General features: G+C 59.2%; 13 protein-coding genes. 6 read left to right on the top strand and 7 right to left on the bottom strand.

Annotated features, from left to right (window positions below):
- Positions 1–60: 60 nt before the first annotated feature.
- Genes HX817_RS13975 through HX817_RS14005 form a run of 7 tightly spaced genes read right to left on the bottom strand, consistent with a single transcriptional unit; the run spans position 61 to position 9,027 of the window.
- Positions 61–1,461: an LLM class flavin-dependent oxidoreductase gene (locus tag HX817_RS13975; RefSeq protein WP_102368598.1), complete on the bottom strand. Its 1,401-nt coding sequence runs from the start codon at positions 1,459–1,461 to the stop codon at positions 61–63.
- A 37-nt stretch (positions 1,462–1,498) separates the two neighbouring features.
- Positions 1,499–3,157 (bottom strand): ABC transporter ATP-binding protein, encoded by a 1,659-nt coding sequence (locus HX817_RS13980; RefSeq protein ID WP_177023201.1) that lies wholly within the window; start codon positions 3,155–3,157, stop codon positions 1,499–1,501.
- Entirely contained in the window at positions 3,154–4,017 is an 864-nt protein-coding gene (locus HX817_RS13985) for an ABC transporter permease (RefSeq protein WP_003219920.1), read from the bottom strand. Before HX817_RS13985 ends, HX817_RS13980 begins: the two co-directional genes overlap by 4 nt.
- 15 nt (positions 4,018–4,032) lie before the next feature.
- Positions 4,033–5,085 (bottom strand): NADP(H)-dependent aldo-keto reductase, encoded by a 1,053-nt coding sequence (locus tag HX817_RS13990; RefSeq protein ID WP_177023200.1) that lies wholly within the window; start codon positions 5,083–5,085, stop codon positions 4,033–4,035.
- A 32-nt stretch (positions 5,086–5,117) separates the two neighbouring features.
- Entirely contained in the window at positions 5,118–6,371 is a 1,254-nt protein-coding gene (locus HX817_RS13995; RefSeq protein WP_177040397.1) for an acyl-CoA dehydrogenase family protein, read from the bottom strand.
- A 23-nt stretch (positions 6,372–6,394) separates the two neighbouring features.
- Positions 6,395–7,327, bottom strand: coding sequence for an ABC transporter permease (locus HX817_RS14000; protein WP_008431773.1), 933 nt, complete (start codon positions 7,325–7,327; stop codon positions 6,395–6,397).
- On the bottom strand, positions 7,324–9,027 hold the full coding sequence (locus tag HX817_RS14005) for an ABC transporter substrate-binding protein (protein ID WP_177040398.1): 1,704 nt from the start codon (positions 9,025–9,027) through the stop codon (positions 7,324–7,326). Before HX817_RS14005 ends, HX817_RS14000 begins: the two co-directional genes overlap by 4 nt.
- Before the next feature lie 433 nt (positions 9,028–9,460).
- Between HX817_RS14005 and HX817_RS14010 the strand changes: the two genes are divergently transcribed.
- From HX817_RS14010 to HX817_RS14035, 6 genes are all read left to right on the top strand, one after another.
- Entirely contained in the window at positions 9,461–11,611 is a 2,151-nt protein-coding gene (locus tag HX817_RS14010; protein ID WP_177040399.1) for a TonB-dependent receptor, read from the top strand.
- A 92-nt stretch (positions 11,612–11,703) separates the two neighbouring features.
- Positions 11,704–12,444: an SDR family NAD(P)-dependent oxidoreductase gene (locus HX817_RS14015; protein WP_008431768.1), complete on the top strand. Its 741-nt coding sequence runs from the start codon at positions 11,704–11,706 to the stop codon at positions 12,442–12,444.
- A gap of 28 nt (positions 12,445–12,472) precedes the next feature.
- On the top strand, positions 12,473–13,306 hold the full coding sequence (locus HX817_RS14020) for a CmcJ/NvfI family oxidoreductase (RefSeq protein WP_177040400.1): 834 nt from the start codon (positions 12,473–12,475) through the stop codon (positions 13,304–13,306).
- 1,207 nt (positions 13,307–14,513) lie between these two features.
- Entirely contained in the window at positions 14,514–16,937 is a 2,424-nt protein-coding gene (locus HX817_RS14025) for a TerB N-terminal domain-containing protein (RefSeq protein WP_177040401.1), read from the top strand.
- Positions 16,934–18,229 carry an ATP-binding protein gene (locus HX817_RS14030; protein ID WP_069557042.1) on the top strand — a complete coding sequence of 432 codons (1,296 nt, stop codon included), beginning with the start codon at positions 16,934–16,936 and terminating at the stop codon, positions 18,227–18,229. Before HX817_RS14025 ends, HX817_RS14030 begins: the two co-directional genes overlap by 4 nt.
- Positions 18,204–20,471, top strand: coding sequence for a DEAD/DEAH box helicase (locus HX817_RS14035; RefSeq protein ID WP_177040402.1), 2,268 nt, complete (start codon positions 18,204–18,206; stop codon positions 20,469–20,471). The genes HX817_RS14030 and HX817_RS14035 overlap by 26 nt, the downstream gene beginning before the upstream one ends.
- Positions 20,472–20,527 lie beyond the last annotated feature (56 nt).

Consider the following 20,527-nt stretch of genomic DNA (forward strand, 5'->3'; position numbering starts at 1 on the left):
TCGCTGTAAGAGCGAAACCATAGGCCGCCGTTACCTAAATAACGGATATGTACTCTCAACTCACGCCGGAAACCGCAACGGCAAAGCAGCCTGAAGCAACGCCGCCGGATCCCGATAACGCGCCCCAAAGTGGTCCCCCGGCAACCGCGCCCGCCCAGCCCCAAACAACCGCTCCCGCAACGTCTCCCCCTCGTTGTACCGCTCACGAAACCGCCCCCGACGACGCAACTCCGGCACCACCAATTCAATAAAGTCCCGCGCCGTCTCAAACGACAAATACTGCCTCAGGTTAATCCCGTCGATCCCATCCTCATCCAGCCATTTCTCAATCGCGTCCGCCACCACCGTCGGCGTACCCGCGACAAAAAACCGCTCGCGATTAAACCCACCCAGCTGCGCCAATACCGCCCCAACAGTGGAGTCCGCCTTGTACCGGCTCAAACTCTCCCACCCCTTGACCTGCCGACTCACCAGATCACTGATCAACGTATCCCGCGGATACGCCGTCAAATCAATCGCCGACTGCCCGTGAGCCAGCGACGCCTCGACACTCACCAACTTGCGATAACTGTCGAGCTTGGCACTCACCTCCTCATCCGTCCGCCCAACGATCACCCCCGCCATCACAATAAACTTCAACCCCGCCGGATCGCGATCATGCTCAACCGCCTTCTGCCGCATCGCCTGGATATTCGCCCGCACCGCCGGCGCATCATTACCACCGGTAAACACCACTTCGGCATGCCGCCCGGCAAACTCGATCCCGGCCGGTGACCCCGTAGCCTGAAACAACACCGGCGTACGCTGCCGCGAAGGCTGGCACAAGTGTGGGCCGGCAACCTTGAAGTGCTCCCCCACGTGGTTGATATAGCGCACCTTGTCCGGATCGGTGTAGATCCGACGCTCACGGTCGACAATCACCGCGTCATCGTCCCAGGAACCTTCCCAAAGCTTGTACAGCACGTCGAGGTATTCATCGGCGATCTCGTAGCGGTGATCGTGAACCACCTCAGTGTCATGCCCGAAGTTGCGCGCCGCATTCGGCAAATACGAGGTGACGATGTTCCAGCCCACCCGCCCCTTGGTCAGGTGATCGAGGGTACTCATGCGCCGCGCAAACGCGAACGGCGGTTCGTAGGTGGTGGAAAAGGTCGCGCCGAAACCCAGGTTCTTGGTCACCCCGGCCATCGCCGGAATCACCAGCAGCGGGTCGTTGCTGGGAATCTGCATGCCCTCACGCAGCGAGGTCTCGGGGCCGTCGCGAAAGCGGTCATAGGTGCCAATCACATCGGCCAGGAACACGCCGTCAAAGGTGCCGTATTCCAGCAACTGCGCCAGCTCGGTCCAATAGTCCAGGTCATTGAAACGGTGCCGGTTGTTGTCCGGGTGCACCCACAAACCATGGACGATGTGGCTGACGCAGTTCATCTCAAACAAATTCACGTGCAGTTGCTTGGGCACCAGGAGCACTCCTTTCGTAGATACGTTTTCCAATACGTCAGATCGCTACATTCAGGTAGAACGGGATCGGCGTGTAGTCGGTTTCAAGGGTCGGGATCGCATCGATCAGCGCGCGGGTATAGGCATGGGCCGGACGGTCGAACACCGCGCGTACCGAGCCGGACTCCACCACTTCACCGGCCTTCATCACCAGCACGCGCTCACTGACGTGGTTGATCACGCCGAGGTCATGGGAAATGAACAGGCAGGCCAGGCCGAGGCGGCGCTTGAGGTCGTCGAGCAGTTCGAGAATCTGTGCCTGTACCGACACGTCGAGCGCCGACACCGGTTCATCGCAGATCAGGATCTGCGGCTCGGACGCCAACGCTCGGGCAATCGCGATGCGCTGGCGCTGGCCACCGGAAAGTTCGATCGGCCGGCGCGACAAGACGCTGGCATCAAGGCGTACCAGTTCCAGCAGTTCCAGGGCACGGTCGCGCCGGGCATGACGCGGTACGCCAGCCACCACCAGCGCTTCGAACAGCACACGCTGCACGGTGTAGCGTGGGTCGAAGGAGCTGAGCGGGTCCTGGAACACCACTTGCACCGCACGCCGGGCTTCGCGTTTTTGCCTGGTGTCGAGGTCGGACCAGCGCTGGCCATTGATCCACACCTCGCCGGCATCGGCGGTTTCCAGGCCGAGTATCAGCCGGGTCAAGGTGGTCTTGCCGCAACCCGATTCGCCCACCACCCCCAGCGTCTCGCCGCGACGCAGCTGTAGCGACACCTGGTTCAGCACCGTGCGGGTTTTGCCGTCGGGGCCGACAAAGGTTTTGGACAGCTCGCGTGCTTCAAGCAGTATTTCGCCCTGGGGCGCCGGCTCGGGCTCCACCGCCGTGAGCAGTCGGCGCGTGGGCTGGAAGTGCACGGCCTTGGCGGCCCGCAGCAGCAGTTGGGTATACGGATGACGCGGGTCTTGCAGGACCTGTTCGGTGCTGCCCTCCTCCACGATCACCCCGTGGCGCATCACAGCCACGCGATCGGCCAGGCGCGAGACCACCGACAGGTCGTGGCTGACCATCAGCAGTGCATTGTCTTCACCGCGCAGGCTCTCCAGCAGGGCGATGACTTGGGCCTGCACCGTGGCATCCAGTGCCGTGGTGGGTTCATCGGCAATGATCAGCCGCGGATTGCAGGCAATAGCCGAGGCGATCAGCGCCCGCTGGCGCAAGCCGCCGGAAAGTTGCCAGGGGTATTGGCTGGCGCGCAGTTCCGGTTCCGGCACACCGACATCCCGCAGCAGTTCCAGCACCCGCAGGCGGCGCGCTTCCAGGCCCAATGCGGTGTGCAGGTGCAACGGTTCTTCGATCTCGGCACCGACGCGGCGCAGCGGGTCCAGCGCGCCCAACGCGTCCTGCATCACAAAGCCGATGCTCGCGCCGCGCAGTTGCTGCCAGGCCCGCTCGTTGAGCTGGCGCAGGTCGACGCCCTGGAAGGCCAGCTTGGCAGCCTGGACATGGGCGTCCTTGCCGGTGAGGCCAGCCAGGGTGCGGGCGGTGACGCTTTTTCCGGACCCCGACTCCCCCACCAGCGCGAGGCATTCACCCCGGCTCAACTGCAGACTGACACCGTGCAACACTGGCTCGGCCTGGCCGAAACGTACTGTCAGGTCGCGGATATCGACCAGCGGACCGAGGGTATGGATGTTCATCGTCATAGAGGCTTTCCTTCGCTGCGGCGCAAGAGTTCGCGGCCGATGGCACTGATGGAGACAACGGTCAGGGTGATGATCAGGGCGGGCCAGGCCACCAGCCACGGCGCGTTGGCCAGGAAGCTGCGCCCGATGGACATCATCCCGCCCCACTCCGGCGCAGGCGGCGGTGCGCCGAAGCCGAGGAAACTCAAGGCGGCACCGGCAGTGATCGCGCCGCCGATGCCGATGGTGGCGAGGATCAACACGGGCTTGAACGCATTGGGCAGGATGTGCCGCAGCACCACCGCCAGCTGCGATTGGCCGAGGGTGACGGCGGATTCGACATAGCCGGCATTACGTACGCTGAGGGTTTGCGCCCGCACCAGGCGCGCATAACGCGGCACACCGGCAATGCCTATCGCGAGAATCAGATTGGCCGTGCCCTGGCCGAAAAACGTGATGATCACCAGCGCCAGCAACAGGTCGGGAAACGACAGCAACACGTCGATCCCGCGCATCAAGGCGCCGTCCAGCCAACGCGGACCGAGCCCGGCGATCAACCCGAGCAAGGTGCCCCAGGCCAGGCCCAGCGCCGTAGCTGCGAGGCCCATGAACAGCGACGAACGCACGCCATAAATCAATCGGCTGAGCACATCGCGCCCGTTCTCATCAGTGCCCAGCCAATGCACATTGCTCGGCGCCTGGAACGCCATGCGCGCCGACGCCTCCAGCGGGTCATACGGGGCCAGCCATTGCGGAACAACGGCGGCCAACAGCAACAGCCCGACAAATACCCCGGCGAGCAACAGACCCGGCCGCAGTTGGGTAAACCCGACAAGACGCAACGGGCGATTGCCGATCAACGTTTCAATGGTTTGCGTCATGCCAGGCTCCTGGTGCTAGGGCGCGGGGTTGGGAATGCGCTGGTGGATGGCCTGGATCTGCGCCTTGATCTCATCGCCAAGAGTCACGTCCAGCGCGCCGAGGTTGTCGCGCAATTGCGCCAGGCTGGTTTGCCCGGTCAGTGCGCTGGTGACGAAGGGTTTGTCGATGATGAAGGCCAGGGCCAGTTGGGCCGGGGTGAGGCCATGTTGCCGGGCAATCTCCACGTAGCCGGTGATGGCCTCCTGGGCCGAGGCACTGTCGTAGCGATTGAAAGTGCGGTACACCGCCGACAGCCGCGAGCCCTCGGGCCGTGCGCCGCCGAGGTACTTGCCGGTGAGCGCACCGAAGGCCAGCGGCGAGTACGCCAGCAGCCCGACGCCTTCGCGATGGGTGAACTCCGAGAGGCCGCCTTCGTACAGGCGGTTAAGCAGGCTGTAGGGGTTTTGCACGCTGGCAATGCGCGGCAGGCCGAGGCGTTCGCTTTGCTTGAGAAACTCGGCGACGCCCCACGGGGTTTCATTGGAAACCCCGATGTGGCGCACCTTCCCGGCCTTGACCTGATCGGCCAGCACCGCCAGGGTTTCCTCGATGGCGACGCTCTGGGTGTCTGCCTGATACGGGTATTCGCGCTGGCCGAAGATGTTGGTGGTGCGGTCGGGCCAGTGCAGTTGGTACAGGTCGAGGTAGTCGGTGTTCAGGCGTTTGAGGCTGCCGTCGAGGGCTTGGACGATGTTGCGCCGGTCGTGGCGGCTGAGGCCGTCGCGGATGTGCTGCTGGCTGCTGGGGTCACGGGCCGGGCCGGCGATTTTGCTGGCCAGGATCACCTCGTCACGTCGACCACTGGCCGCCAGCCAGCTGCCGATGTAACGCTCGGTGGTGCGCCAGGTTTCGGCCTTGGTGGGCGTGGGGTACATCTCGGCGGTGTCGATGAAATTGATACCTTCGGCCAGTGCCAGGTCGATCTGTTGATGGGCATCGTTTTCGGTGTTCTGGTGGCCCCAGGTCATGGTGCCGAGGCCCAGCACGCTGACTTGGATGTCGCTGTTGCCCAGTTGGCGGTAACGCATGGGTGATCCTTTTTTCTTCAAGGGTTGATGGCTCATACCGCACTCGCTTCGTCGCGGGCGGCCTGCTGCTCGGCGTCGGCGGCTTGCAGGCTGCGCCAGGCGGCGTTCGGGGTGACGTCATTGAGGTAGTAGTTGCCCAGTGCCCGTTCGCGAAAGATCGCCGGGTTGTGGGAGGCCAGGGTTCGCGCGTTGCGCCAATGCCGGTCGAAGCGACGCGACTCGCTGGTGGCGGAGGCGCCGCCGACTTCGAACAGCAGCGTGGTGGCTTCCAGTACCTGTTCCAGCACGATCTGTTGCGCCTGAAAAGCGCGAATCTCGGCCTCGGTGTAATGCTGTTCGGTTGCGTGCCCGCCCTGCTCCGCTTCGTGCACGTCCTGCAGCACCTCGGCGACGGCCAGCACCTGGGTGCGTGCGGCATAGGCCAGGCTCGACAAGCGGCCGATCACCCGCTGCACCAGCGGGTCATCCTTGGGGCTCGATTGCCCCGGCACACCAAACGCGCGGGTGCGGCCCTTGACGAACTCGGTGGCGTCACGCAGCACGGCGTTGGCGATGCCGGCCAGGGTCGCCAGGTGGAACAACTGGTAGAAAGCGCTCAGGTAGGACTCGGCGCGCAGTTCGTCTTTCTTGAAGCGCCGCACAATATGCTGCTCCGGTACGTTCACCGCCTTGAAGCGGGTGGTGCCGCTGCCGGTGAGTCGCTGGCCAAAGCCGTCCCAGTCATCCTCGACGGTGACACCTGGGGCGTCGGTGCGTACCGCCAGGCTGACAAAATCTTCGCCATCCAGGGCCACGGCGGCGATCCAGTTGGCGTACAGCGTGCCGGTGCAGTAGTACTTCTCGCCGTCCAGCTGCCAGCCGGAGTAGACCGCGCTGAGGGTCACCGAATTGCGGGTGGTGTCGGTGCGCTCGGCCATCGCGGCGCCCCACAACTCGCCGTCGACGACTTTGGCGAACCAGTAATCCTGGGAAGCGCTGTCGCGACTGGAAAGCCGGCCTTCGACGAAACCGAAATGCGCGCGCACGATCTGCGGCAGGTTTGAATCGGCCTCTCCCAGTTCAATCAACAGGCGAAACAGCTGCGGCAGGCTTGCACCCAGGCCGTCCAAGGCCTGCGGCACACGCAGTGCGCCAAAGCCGGCCTCGCGCAGCCAAGCCACCGCGTCATGGGCCAGCTCGCGTTGCTGCTCGCGGGCGACGGCGGTGTCGGCTATCCGGGCAAATACGTCAGCGAAACGCTGGTGCAAGTCGGCATAACTCACTTCAGCGGGGATCGAAGCACTCATGGTTTTTCCTTCTTCAAAGGCACTCACGCTTGGTTGGCCCGAGGGTCAATCCAGCGGTTGATCAAATCGACGGCCAGGTTCACCAGCACATAGACGGTGGCGGCCAGCAAGGTCACGCCCAGCACCACCGGCACGTCTTTGTTGCTGGTGGCATCGAGCATCAAGCGCCCGATGCCCTGGCGTGCAAACAGCAATTCCACCACCACCGCGCCGCCCAGCAGGCTGGCGAACACGAACCCGGCCAGGGTCACCAACGGCACCAGCGCATGGCGCAAGGCATGACGCAGGCGCACAGCGGTTTCGGACAAGCCACGGGCACGGGCCATGGCAATAAAGGGTTGTTCGAGGGTGTCTTCCAGGGACTGGCGCAGCAGCTGGGTCAGCACTGCCGCCACCGGCAACGCCAGCGCGATCGAGGGCAGGATCAATGAGCGCCAGCCAACGGAGCCGGAGGGCGGCAACCAGTGCCAATGAAACGAAAACACCAGCAACAACAGCATCCCGATCACAAACGAAGGTGCTGAAGACAGCACCAGCTCGCTGCCTGAAACGGCTGAACGCACCCAACGCGAACGGTTGGCGGTGAGGATCGCGCACACCAGGGCCAATACCACCGCCAGCAACGCCGCGCTCAGGGACAGTTGAATGGTTGCACCGATCTGCTCGGCAATCGCCTGCTGCACCGGGATGCGCAAGCGATAGGACTCGCCCAGGTCGCCATGGGCCAGGCGCACCAGGTAATTGCCGTATTGCACGATGAGGGGTTGGTCCAGGCCGTACTCGGCACGCACCCGGGCCAGCAGCTCCGGGGTGGGCATCGAATCCGGCCCGCCGAGGATTGCCAGCGCCGTGTCACCGCCGCTGAAATTGACCGCGAGGAACGTCAGCGTCGCCGCGCCCCACAGCACGCCAATGCCCGCCAGCAGGCGCCAGGCGATGGATTTGAACAGGCTCATGGTTGCCCCCGGTCCAGCCAGATGCTGGTGAAGAACGGTACGTTGTGGGAGGTATCGAAAATCACCCCCTGGACCTGCCGGCCATACGCAGTGAGCACCTGGCTTTCCACCGAAGGCACCGCCGGGACGGTTTCGGTCAGGCGTTTTTGTGCTTCGCCATAGAGCGCCTGCAATTGCACCGGGTCGCGGGATTGGCGGGCGGCGCTGAGCACGCGGTCGAGCTCGGCATCACGGAAGCGCCCGACGTTCTGGCCGATGATCTTGTCGGTGCTGATGGCCTGGCTGTGATAGAGCACGAACAGGCCATCGGGTGTGTTGGTGTGCCAGTAACCACCCGCTAGCGCCTGGAATTTCCCGGCGTAGCGTTTCTCGGTCACGCGGGTCAGCGGCAGCATTTCGATGGGCATCTCGAAGCCGACTTTTTTCAGGTCGGCCTGGATGGCCACCGAAACGCTGGCGGGAAACGCCGGGTTGTCATAGGACAGCATCGTTGCCTTCAGGCGCTGCCCGTCCTTGGTTCGATAGCCCTGGGCATCGCGCCCGGCCCAGCCGGCCTCGTCCAGCAGCGCATTGGCGGCTTTCACGTCGTAGGCCAGGGCGTCGTTGTTGGGTTGATAAAACCGGGTGTTGGCCGCCAGGAAATCCGCCTTGGCGATGTATTCGCCGAAGCCGGAAATCCACGCCAACCCTTCGCGGTCAATGGCCTTGGCCACTGCGCGACGCACCCGTACATCGTCGAACGGTGGCTGTTCGACGTTGAAGGTCATGCTGCGGCTCGGGTTGCCTTTGCGGATCCGGCTGCGCATCACCAGGCTCGGGTTGGCACGGATGGCGGCGGCATTCTGGGCCGGTGCATCAAGCGCGAAATCCGACTGGCCGGACTCTAGCGCCGTGAAGCGGATCATGGCTTCGGGGACGTAGCTCAGTTCGATACGGTCCAGGTAGGCCTCGCCCGCGTGGCGCGTCACCGGTGGCGCCCAGTTATAGCCGGGGCGCTTGATGAACACCGCGCCCTGGTCACGGGTGTAGCTCTGCAACGTAAACGGCCCGCTGCCGATGGGGTGCTCGGCGATGGTCTTCGGCGCCTCGCGAATCTGCCTGGGGGAGATCATGCTCAGCCAGGACTGCGCCAGCACATCCAGGAACGGCGTATAGGGTTCGCGCAAATGGGCTTCGAAGGTGTAGTCGTCGATGACCTTGCCATCCAGGTACGGCGCGATATAGGCCGCGGCCAGTGGGGACTTGGTCGCCGGGTCGCGCATGTGTTCCAGGTTGGTTTGCAGCGCCTGGGCATTGAATTTCTCGCCGTCGCTGAAGGTCACGTCGTCGCGCAGGTGAAAGGTGTAGGTCTTGCCGTCGTCGGAGATGTCCCAGGAGCGGGCCAGCCACGGGCTGATATTGCCCTGCTCGTCCTGGTACACCAGGCAATCGAAGAGAATCCGGCCCATCCACTGGATGTTGCCGTTAGACAGTGCATGAACATCGAAACTGCCGGCGTCGGAGGCGGCTGAGACGCGCAAAGTTCCGCCACTGCGCCCCGGTGACGACTCATGAAAGTCCGTCGCCGAATAAGTCACTACACCGTTGGTGACCGTGCCATCAGCCGCAGACGTTTCATGTTTCGGTGCCGCAGCCGGTGAGCAGGCATTGACTGCCAGGCACAGTGAAATAACCGCCGAAAGTTTCAGGATGGTTGTCAATGACACTTCCTTAGAGGAACTCGATGAACACTGAAAGTTTGCAATTACGGGATGTAATGCAGTGAGCATGCCAGTCTTCAAGAAACGCCATATTGACCATGAAACCGGCGCAAAACCCTTGTAAAACGGGGCGAACACTGCCAAACACTTATATGGTTATACCCGTTATACACCCCGGGATTGTTGGTAGCCTTACACACTGCTTATCAACTGTTGCGTTCGCGACAGCTGCAGCAATCCCAGCCATTAAAGTTGACTGTTGAGAATCAAACACCGATTCAAAACAAAGTATCCCGCAGAACACTTAACCTTAACTAAGCGCACGTATTCCTTGGCCAATAGTCTTGGCATAGAAACTGCTCAGAGCGAAACAGGCATGACTATTCGAATAGAAAGCTGGGGCTCTTTTATCTATTCACAAGGAACACGCTTAATGGATCCAATCTTTCGGGGAGAGTTGCAAAAGTTGACACTTGCCGTGCGGCAAGCAACTTGGCTGGCGATGGTAGGGCTGGGCTCAGCCCTGGTTTTTTCCGCCAGTGTGCAGGCAGATGATGAGGTCACACCGACGACCGGAACACGGCTAAAGACGGTGACAGTAGAGGCACAAAAAATCACGCCCGTTGAGGCAGCCAAAAGTCAGCTGTCCGAAGTGCCAGGCGGCACCAGCGTGGTCGACAGCGAACAAGTGGCCAAGGGACGCACCGCCACCTTGCAGGACACCCTCGCCTATCAGCCGGGCGTGTTCGTGCAGTCCACCGGCGGAAACGACGCGGCCAAGATCTCCATTCGTGGCTCGGGCGCCAACACCTCGCCGGGGTATTTCCGTGAGGGCATCAAGTTCCTGTTCGACGGCCTGCCGATCACCGGCCCGGGCGGCACACCCTACGAATTCCTCAACGGCTCGGGGGTGAACTACACCGAAATCCTGCGGGGGGCCAACGCCTTCCAGTACGGCGCACTGAGCCTTGGCGGCGCCATCAACTTCGTCAACCAGACCGGCTACACCGCACCCGGCCTGCGGGTGCGGGCGGAAACCGGGAGCTACGGCTACAACAAGCAAAGCCTGAGCGTCGGCGGCGTCGAGGGTGCGTTCGATTACTACCTGAATGCCGACAACTACCGCAGCGACGGCTACCGCGACTACAGCCTGTCGAAGAGCCAGGGCGTGGTGGCCAACTTTGGCTACCGCTTCAGCCCGCAACTCGAAACCCGGGTGATGCTGCGTTACCGCGACGAGTTCCACAACGACCCGAGCGCCACCACCCTGGATGCGGTCAAGCACCATTCCGACCGTGCCAGTGCCACCGCCGAAAGCAGCGGCGCCGGCAGCCGTCGCCCCGGCAGCGTATGGCTGGGCAGCAAGACCACCTACACCTTTGAGGACGACGCCACCCTGTCGGTGGGTTTCGTCTACTACCAGTACGCCCACAACAACAGCCCGAACAGCCCGAGCAACCCCAGCTACTGGGACTGGCATGACCTGAGCGCGGTGATCAACTACGACCGCCGCGACACCCTGTTCGGCCACGAAAGCCGCTCCAGCCTGGCCTTCACCTCCACCGAGCACCTCAAGGGCCAGGTCGACTCCACCTTCGCCAACAAACAGACGCGCAAGTTCGTCGACTACAGCTCCTCGTTCGATCACGTGCTCTCCGTGGGCAACGACCTGGAACTGGTAGACGGCCTGTGGCTGACCAGTGGCGTCTCGGCGATCAACGTGCGCCGCCATGCCGACGTCAAGGAAGCCCTGGTGGCCAACACCACCACCTACCCGAGCGATGTGACCTACGACAACTGGAGCCTGGCACCGCGAGTGGGCGTGCGTTACGAGTTCAACCCACAACTGCAAGTGTTTGCCAACGTCAGCCGCTCCGTCGACCCACCGGCGTCGTGGGAATACTCCGGCTCCGGGCCGACCACGCCGTACGTACGGCCGCTGGTGGAACAGAAAGCCAATACCGTGGAAGTCGGGATCAAGGGTTCGTCGGGCATCTTCGACGGCAGCCTGGCGCTCTACCGCTCATGGGTGAAAGATGAATTGCTCAACGTGCAGATCATCCCGGCCACCTCCACGGCTGCTGCGGTCACCGGTGCATTCAACGCCACGCCGACGATCCACCAAGGGATCGAGGCCGGCTTGAATACACGCCTGTGGGAAAACACCTCGGGTGAAAAAATCACCCTGCGCCAGGTGTATACCTATAACGACTTCTACTACCGCCACGACCCGACCTTCGGCGACAACCAACTGCCGGGGATTCCGAAGCATATCTATCAGGGCGAAGTGCAGTATCAGCACCCAGCGGGCTTCTATACCGGGGTGAATGTGCAATCGGCTTCGCGTACGGCGGTGGACTATGCGAACAGCTTCTATGCGCCCTCCTACACGATCTTCGGGGCGAACGTGGGGTATGAAACGCCGAGCAAGGACTGGAAGGTGTCGCTGGATTTGAAGAACCTGACCAATCAGAAATACGTGACGGCGGTGCAGCCGTTGTATGACGCGAAGGGGCAGGATACGGCGTCGTTGTATCCAGGGGATGGGATTGGGGCTTATGTGGCGGTGGAAATGCGCTATTGAGTCAGCGCATAACCTTAGCTGTCGATGTTCTTATTCCTCACGCCTGGCGATGGGTAAATTGTTAGCCACGTATCTCATTGAGGAAGTGGCTAATGTCTGAGTCTCGATCCGAGCCTGTGGTGTGGATTGCCGGTGTGGGTGCCGTGGCCGGCCTGGGAGCGGCGCTAGCGCGACGCTTCGCGCGGGAGGGTTTGCAGGTGGCCGTCAGCGGCAGGAGCCCGGACAAGTTGCAGGCTGTGGTCGAGGGCATCCGTGCGCTCGGCGGGGAAGCGGTGGCTATCGTGGCGGACTCGGGAATCGAGTCCGAGGTGATCGCCGCCAGCCAGCAGATCAGCCAGTTGGGCCCCCTCAAGGCCGCGATCTTCAATGTCGGCAACTCCGTCGCAGCGCCCACCCTGGAGTTGAGCGCGCAGTTGTTCGAGCAGACCTGGCGGGCATCGACCCTGGGTGGCTTCCTGTTTGCCCGCGAGGCCACCCGCTTGCTGCTCGCCAGTGGTGGCGGCAGCCTGTTGTTCACCGGGGCTACCGCTTCATTGCGAGGCAAGCCACCGTTCGCCGCCTTTGCTGCCGCGAAGGCGGGACTGCGCTCACTGAGCCAGTCATTTGCCCGCGAGTTCGGCCCACAAAACGTGCACGTCGCCCATGTGGTCATCGATGGCGCCATCGACGGTGAGCGCGTGCAAAGCCGGGCCCCGGATTACCTGGCGCGACTGGGGGAAGACGGTGCGCTGAAACTCGAAGACATCGCCGACGCCTATTGGTACCTGCACACCCAACCGCGCAGCGCCTGGACCCAGGAACTGGACCTGCGGCCCTTCAAGGAACCCTTCTGAAAACCGCCTCACGCCTGGAGGATTGTTCATGGGAACTCATCAGACTCATCTCGCCCCGCCATCGGTCATCGGCGAACTCAACTACCTGCTGGACACCGGCGAGCGACCGGTGAACTACACCTTCCCGCAGCCAGACGGCACACCCAAGCGCAGCGGCGTGCTGGACCCGACTCAGGTGAGTATTCATAACGCACGGTTGCTCGACGAACCGGCTTGTCTGGATCGCAACGGTTTCGAAAGAATCGACCACACCAGCTCGGTGCCTGACCTGGAAAACGATGATCAGGTCCGTGAACACTACTATCCGGAAACCGAAGCCTTGCTCAAGCAACAGACCGGTGCGGTGAAAGTGGTGATCTTCGACCACACCATCCGGGTGGACGAGCCTGGACGCGAGGACCGCGGGCTGCGTGAGCCGGTGCGGTACGTGCATAACGACCAGACCGAGCGCTCGGCGATTCGCAGGGTACGTGATCATTTGCCTGCGGATGAAGCTGAACAGCGGCTGCTGGAACGGTTTGCGATTATTAACGTCTGGCGGCCGATTGGTGCGCCGGTCCTGAGTACCCCACTCGCCCTGTGCGATGCGCGAAGCATGGCCGAGAGCGACTTGCTGCCCAGCGACCTGGTGTATCGGGACAAGGTTGGCGAGACTTTTTCGGTCAAGGCCAATCCCGCACATCGCTGGTATTACTACCCGCAGTTGCGGCCGGATGAGGTGCTGCTGTTGAAGATCCATGACTCGCGTAGCGATGTTGCAAGGCGCAGCGCACATACGGCGTTTGATGACCCGACTACGCCGGTGGATGCACCGCCAAGGAGGAGTATCGAGGTGCGGGCGTTGGTGTTTTTTGGGGAGTGAGTCTTGGGTTTCTTTTAAGGCATGAAAAAGCCCAGCCTTTTCAGGTTGGGCTTGCTCAGGATGCTATAGAGCGGGTAATGATCGTCAGATAAATCGAAATTACCGACTATGCCTTCACTCCCTAAAAGCCTAAATGACAAAAGCTACCATTAAAGTAGCTTCTGCCAGTGACAACCTATTTTTTTGAGGACTTGCTAGGTTTCAAGTCAGGATTATTTCCCTGCGTGTCTTTATTGTCACGACGACGCTTATCAACTTCACCAGTTGATTTAGCTATTGGCTTTGGGCCTGGTTTAAGTGCCATAAAATCTATCCTTGATGTTAATATTGATTTGGTTGTAGCAGAATCATCTTATTGGTACCGACTGACACTTTCAATAGACATGAGATGCTTGATTTTAGCTATGTGAAAAATTGAATTCACTTTGGCAGTTTCTACTGAATATCTACCAGCAGGCCAGGTTGTTGATTTACATCCATTTGTGCGACGTAGCAGGTAGCACAGCACGTCCAGAGTCATTCGTGCATTGCCTAGGGCGCGGTGGGAGCCGACCTCCAGCCCCCGCATTCGATAGCGGCCTCGATAGCTTGATCCAGCACCATTGCCAGCCCTTTTACCCGTTCACCACTCCATATACCGCAGCATTGCGCAGGCGGTGGTGAGCTCAGGGGCGAGGGCTGGCAGGCGCCGATCAAAGGAGGCGCTATAAGCAATGACACCCGGGACGATAGCCGCGTATTGCTCGGCACGTGCGATGGCCACCATGTCGTCGGTGATACCTTGAGTTCATGTGAAATCGTTCACGTTCTTGAGAAAACCAGACCGAGGCCTCCGGCAAAAGCATCAGCAGATCCCTACCTGATGCTCACGGAAAGTTAGAGTACTTGAGAGGTTAATAGTGGTGTTAGGGAAAATGGAGTCAGGTATGTACTCGTCCACTGCGAAATTTCGCTGTCAAGCCGCTAGCAACCCGAGATTGAATGACTGCTTCTGGCTGATAGCTGCCCACAATTAATCGCAGCTATCAGCAACGGAGGGGGATGATCTGCGCGCGTCATGCTGAAAAAGCTACTTCTGATGATTGTAGCTATTCGTGCGCGAGCAAAATTTTCCGATCAATAGCGTTCCTCAGCCCATGGTTCTCGTAGGGCAATTATCGGATACTGCCATTGCGCCAGCACCCATCTTTCAAGGTTGAAACGACTCATGGCAAGGAAGAAGGCAAAAAAATCTACAAGTAACGGCATCCTGATCATTTTCGCTCTGGCCTTCGGCGCAGTCGCATCGATCCCGAAAAATGCTTGGATCGCCATTGGTGTTATTGCTTGCATTGCCGCGGTTTTTTGGCTGCTGGTTCGTCGCTCAAGGCGACAGGCCGAGCAATTGTCAGTGACCGTTTCGGAGACGGAACATCTGCGAGAGCATCAACGGCCAGGCATCACTTTCTCTATCCGTGAGGTTTCAGGGAGCAATATGGGCACAGAGGAAACCTCTGATTTTTACACTGTCCAACTCGGCTCAGCATCTTCAAAGTCCTTCAACATTCCAAATGCGAGCACGCAAAAACCTGATGTTCGCTGGGTGCCAGTAGGTGAATCTGTCACCGTTTCCGGTTTTTCAATTCCCGGTGGCATGTTCTATATGGGCAGCGTGCTAGGTGGCCGGCACGATGCCGAAGAACCCTCACTGATAAACCCCAAGCTCCGTATCGCAAAGACACACGTCGATCTAGAAGAACGGCTGATGTCCTATTGGCCCAGTTTTCACTCCATCACGTCAGAGGCTCGCCGTGGATACCTTCAATGGCTGGAGGGCGGCCGTCGTTACCCACTGGCAGACACCGGCTACGTCTTTTTGTATTTTTATGGTCTGGAGCGTCGAGCACTCGTTGACGCAGTGAGTGACCCGCGCGTCAAGGCTGAGCTTCCTTTGATCGTAGAAGAAGTCCAGCGCCTATTGAGTATCTACGGGGAAAATAGGTCGTTCAGGGGATATGCGGAAGGTTTTCTGGATTACCTGAGCAACACCAAGATCGATCCAGACCTTTACCTTGGACCACCTCCCAACGTTGTCGCGTATAGCTACGAGATGCCACTGCCACTGCGCGTAGGTCTGGGGCAACTCGCTTCCAACAAGCGCCCCCTTGATGCCGATTGGGCATTAGCCTGGGCGCTAGCTGACCCCAACATCAGCAAACGCACGCCCGTGACTCGCTGCAAGGATGTCTTTTCGAGACTGTTCAAGCTTAAGTACACAAGCGCCCACCCTAAGGGTCTTGTCCTGGCGCAGAACAAGACCAAACTTAAAACCAGCTATCGGCCGGCCTCCGCGGTCTTAATGGCCCCCACGCTTAGCTTGGGTGACCTTCCTGATGTCCTGGCCACGTCAGGTACACGAAAAAGCCTGCAGTTGCTGGTTGAGCTATGCACTACAGAGCTTGAACCCTACAGCCGATATTTGGGCCGCAACCCTGATAGCGCAGAAGCTCTCGAAGGTCTTTTGCAACTTCCCGTCGCTCTCTGGCCGACGGCAGCCCGTACAGAATTGGACGAGCTTCAATTCAGAATTGGCGACGACCTGATTGTCATGAGCTTTGGCGAACTCGCAGGCCGGTTCAAGAGCGCCGGCGCCCTGTCCCGCGACAAAGTACTTGCACTTGCCCGCGCGCTGGAATCGCTTCATATCGGTATTGAACCCGACGTACTGGCTGGCAGTAAGACACCGAAAGCAGAAGATCAAATCGCGCTGTTCGTGACTCAACCAGAAGACGGGGCACTGCGAGCTTCTGCAGCCTACAATGCTGCTTCGGTGACGCTCGACCTTTCTAGTGCTGTGGCTTCTGCCGATGGTGATACCTCCACTGAGGAAGTTACGCTTCTTGCTCAACACATCGACTCCTGGAATCACCTGAGTGTGGCCCATCGCAAACGCCTTAAAGCACACCTGCGAATCCAGATCCAGCAACCACCAACGCTGGCCAGCCTAAAGAAAAAACTCGACCCACTAACGGTCGAAGCCAAACGCACGATTGCCAGCTTCCTGGCCCATCTGGCGCAAGCAGATGGCATCGTCAGCCCATTGGAAGTGAAACTTCTCGAGCGCGTTTACAAGGCCCTGCAGCTGGACAGTCAGTTGCTGTACAGCGATCTCCACGGTGCTGCATCTGGAGCAAGTATTGCCTTCGTAAAACCAAAAGCCGGCATTCCTCGTTCCGAGCCTGGTACCCCGATCAACTTCACTGTAAATCAAGGGTTCGTGCTTGATCACGAGCGCATTGCAGAACTGCAACGAGAAACCGCAGAGGTCTCCGCCCTCCTTGCCAAAGTCTTCACTGATGACCAGGTTGACGAACCGGAACAGTTGATCGATGTGGCAGAATCAGTACAAGAATCGAGTGCAGACATTGATGGTCTCGATTTGGAACACTCTGCATTCCTTCGGTTGCTGATCTCACGCCCTGAGTGGAGCCGCTCCGAACTTGAAGCTGCCGCCAGCGACATGGAGCTGATGCTCGATGGTGCCCTGGAACAAATTAACGACATGGCTTTTGAACGTTTCGATATGCCCGTCACTGAGGGTGATGACCCTGTCGAGATCAATACAAACATTCTGGAAGAGTTAGCCCTATGAGCACTATCAGAGCCAAGGATCGCGATGCGGTCATCCAGTCGCTACGTGCAGGCGTCGTTCCTCGCGTGGGCCAACACCTCATTCAGGTTGGCCGGGTAGGCGAACTAGATGCACTGATTAAGGACGTCAATCGCCTGGTTGAAAGTGGATCGGCATTTCGAGTCGTCATTGGCGAGTACGGTGCGGGTAAAACGTTCTTTCTGAACCTGGTACGAGCCATTGCCATGGAGCGCAAGCTTGTCACCATGCATGCCGACTTGAACCCAGATCGCAGATTACATGCCACGGGTGGACAAGCACGTTCGCTTTACTCCGAGTTGGCTAAAAACATGTCGACTCGTACGAAGCCCGACGGAGGGGCTATGCAAGGCATTGTTGAGAAATTCATCTCTCAGGCCAAAACCGAAGCCAAGGCGGCGGGTACGGACAGCGAGACTGTTATTCGTGCTCACTTGGCCGAGCTGACCGAGATGGTCAACGGGTATGATTTTGCGGAGGTGATTGCCGCCTATTGCCGAGGTTTCGAAGAAGGCAACGAGCAGCTCAAGGCCGACGCCATCCGTTGGTTGCGTGGAGAGTTCACCACTAAGACTGATGCCCGAGCAGCCTTGGGTGTACGAACCATCATTGATGATGCCTCCGTCTACGATCAGCTCAAGCTCCTGTCGAGATTCGTCAGACTTGCAGGTTTTGGCGGTCTGATGATCTGCCTCGACGAACTGGTCAACCTCTACAAACTGGCCAATACCCAAGCTCGTAATGCCAATTACGAACAGATCCTCCGTATTCTCAACGACTCTCTGCAGGGATCGTCCGAAGGGCTTGGTTTCGTTTTAGGTGGCACTCCTGAGTTTTTGATGGACACTCGTCGGGGGCTATTCAGCTACCCTGCCCTGCAATCTCGATTGGCCGAGAACTCGTTTGCAAAATCAGGATTGGTGGATCTGTCGGGGCCGGTCATTCGCCTGACCAGCCTGACCCCGGAAGACTTCTACGTGCTGCTTCAGAAGCTTCGTCACGTATACGCTGGCGGGGATGTCGAAAAATACTTACTACCTGACGAAGCGCTTCCCTTGTTCATGGCGCATTGTAATCAGCGTCTGGGAGAAGCTTACTTCCGCACGCCACGTACCACGATCACAGCGTTCATCAACCTGCTCGCCATCTTGGAGCAAAACCCGGGCGCCGATTGGCGAATGCTGCTTGGAGCCGTCGAGGTCGCCAGGGACTCGGGCGGCGAAGACGATACCAAAGTCGATGCGGACGATGAACTTGCCACCTTCACACTCTGAGTCATCGGGTTTCGATCAACTTGAGTCCCGAATCCAGCGATGGGTTTGGGCGGAAGGCTGGACTTCCTTGCGCGACGCCCAGGAATGGGCGGTACCTGTTCTGGTAGATGCCGATCAGGATGTCATCATCGCCGCAGCAACAGCGGCAGGCAAAACCGAGGCTGCTTTTCTTCCCATACTCACCAATTTGCTGAATCGTGATGATCCACCCGGTTCGGTGCTGTATATCAGCCCGCTCAAGGCCCTGATCAACGACCAGTGGGACAGGTTAAGCCGTCTTTGTGAGCAGCTTGAGATTCCCGTAGTGGCTTGGCACGGGGACATCTCCTCAAGCAAAAAACATCGCTTTTTGAAGTCCCCTGAGGGGGTGCTTCTGATCACTCCTGAATCCCTTGAAGCCCTGTTCGTCAACCGCGGTTCAAGTCTTGGCGGGGTGTTCCAACACCTGCGTTATATCGTCGTGGATGAGCTGCATGCGTTCATCGGTAGCGAACGAGGCAAGCAACTTCAGTCGCTAATGCATCGGGTAGAACTTGTTGCCGGCCACCGTCTCCCTAGAGTCGGGCTCTCAGCCACCCTCGGCGATATGAAGATGGCGTCGGAGTTTTTGCGTCCGGGAAATGCCGATGGCGTTACCGTCATTGAATCAAAAAGCTCCAACCAGACTCTCCAGGTGCAAGTTCGTGGTTACATTCAGCCACCCATGAGCGAGCTCAAGAAGAAGCCCGTAAAGCTCCCTGACCAGGCGGAAAATGAAGACGAGACAGAGAACGAGGCAAGCCCAGACTTCGCGATCGCTGATCATCTTTACAAGGTGTTACGCGGCAGCAACAACCTGATTTTCCCAAACAGCCGGTCTCAGGTTGAATGGTACGCAGATCAACTGCGACGGCGCTGCGAGAAAGAAGGCGTGCCTAACGAATTCTGGCCTCATCACGGTAGCCTTTCGAAGGACTTACGTGAGCAAGCAGAACATGCTCTCAAGGCAGGGACTCATGCAGCATCCGCGATTTGCACCACGACGCTTGAGCTCGGCATAGACATCGGCAGCATCAAAACAGTCGTGCAGATTGGTGCCCCACCATCGGTGGCGAGTCTGCGACAACGTCTAGGGCGATCGGGAAGGCGCCCAGGAGAAAAAGCAACGCTGCGCGTTTACTGCAAGGAATCGCCACTCAAAGATGGATCGAGCCTCTCGGATCAACTGCGCCAAGGCTTGGTTCAAACCATTGCCATGGTTCGACTGCTGGCCAAGGGGTGGTTTGAACCTCCCAGGGCTCAAGGCATTCACGCGTCCACCCTCGTTCAACAATGTCTTTCAGTGATTGCCCAGTGCGGCGGTGCATCTGCTGCAGATCTCTGGAAAAGTTTGATTGCTGAGGGAGCATTTCCAAAAGTTGAGAAACCAGACTTTGTGAAGTTGCTCAAGGCGCTCGGCGAGCACGAGCTCATTGTTCAGGACAGCTCAGGGTTGCTTCTTCCTGGGACGGTTGGAGAGCGATTGATCAACCACTATGAGTTCTACAGCGCATTCACCAGCGACGAAGAATTTCGCCTTGTATGCGATGGTAGGGCACTGGGATCTGTGCCGGTAAGCCGTCCACTGACCAAGGATCAGCGCATTATTTTCGGAGGCCGGAGGTGGCAGGTTCGTGATGTTGATCTCCAGGCCAAAGTCATCATCGTTTCAGCAGCACGCGGTGGTGCCCCTCCTCAGTTCGATGGTCTGGGTGCGATGGTGCATGACAACGTACGCCAAGAAATGCGAGCCGTCTTGGCAGACACAATCCCCTGCCCCTTTATTGATCAAGGGGCTCAAGAGCTTCTCGACGAGGCTCGAAAGACATTTGTTTCGCTGGGCCTTGGTAAGCGCTACATAGTTGAGTCGGGCGGTAAGTGTTATCTGATGAGCTGGCTAGGTGATCATGCCAACGATGCACTGCGGTTGTTACTCAATCATGTCGGCCTTTCTTGTGATAACACAGGCCTTACCATTGAGGTTGACGCCGACATCGGTCGAACCCAAATGGCACTGAAGGAAGTCGGAAGCCTGGATGCTGCTGATTTAGACTCGATACTTTCGGAGGTGGAAAACATGCTGCGCGAAAAGTGGGATTGGGCACTGCCGCAATCCTTGCTGATGAAGTCGTTTGCTTCCATATCGCTCGATATCTCGACCGCAATTCTTTTTGCACAGAGCCATTCTCTGGAAAAACAAGCGGAAGAAACTGCGCCGCATTGATCCGATGCTAGACGCAGAAAACACTGCGATGCTTCCCCGCTGGGCTGATGATGAGT

Origin of the sequence: Pseudomonas sp. C6002, assembly GCF_013385805.1 — a bacterium.
In the GTDB taxonomy this organism is placed as follows: domain Bacteria; phylum Pseudomonadota; class Gammaproteobacteria; order Pseudomonadales; family Pseudomonadaceae; genus Aquipseudomonas.

Coding starts and splice junctions, on each gene's coding strand:
- HX817_RS13980 (WP_177023201.1), bottom strand. CDS start 3,157: ATGACGATGAACATCCATACCCTCGGTCCGCTGGTCGATATCCGCGAC.
- HX817_RS13985 (WP_003219920.1), bottom strand. CDS start 4,017: ATGACGCAAACCATTGAAACGTTGATCGGCAATCGCCCGTTGCGTCTT.
- HX817_RS13990 (WP_177023200.1), bottom strand. CDS start 5,085: ATGCGTTACCGCCAACTGGGCAACAGCGACATCCAAGTCAGCGTGCTG.
- HX817_RS13995 (WP_177040397.1), bottom strand. CDS start 6,371: ATGAGTGCTTCGATCCCCGCTGAAGTGAGTTATGCCGACTTGCACCAG.
- HX817_RS14000 (WP_008431773.1), bottom strand. CDS start 7,327: ATGAGCCTGTTCAAATCCATCGCCTGGCGCCTGCTGGCGGGCATTGGC.
- HX817_RS14010 (WP_177040399.1), top strand. CDS start 9,461: ATGGATCCAATCTTTCGGGGAGAGTTGCAAAAGTTGACACTTGCCGTG.
- HX817_RS14015 (WP_008431768.1), top strand. CDS start 11,704: ATGTCTGAGTCTCGATCCGAGCCTGTGGTGTGGATTGCCGGTGTGGGT.
- HX817_RS14020 (WP_177040400.1), top strand. CDS start 12,473: ATGGGAACTCATCAGACTCATCTCGCCCCGCCATCGGTCATCGGCGAA.
- HX817_RS14025 (WP_177040401.1), top strand. CDS start 14,514: ATGGCAAGGAAGAAGGCAAAAAAATCTACAAGTAACGGCATCCTGATC.
- HX817_RS14030 (WP_069557042.1), top strand. CDS start 16,934: ATGAGCACTATCAGAGCCAAGGATCGCGATGCGGTCATCCAGTCGCTA.
- HX817_RS14035 (WP_177040402.1), top strand. CDS start 18,204: ATGAACTTGCCACCTTCACACTCTGAGTCATCGGGTTTCGATCAACTT.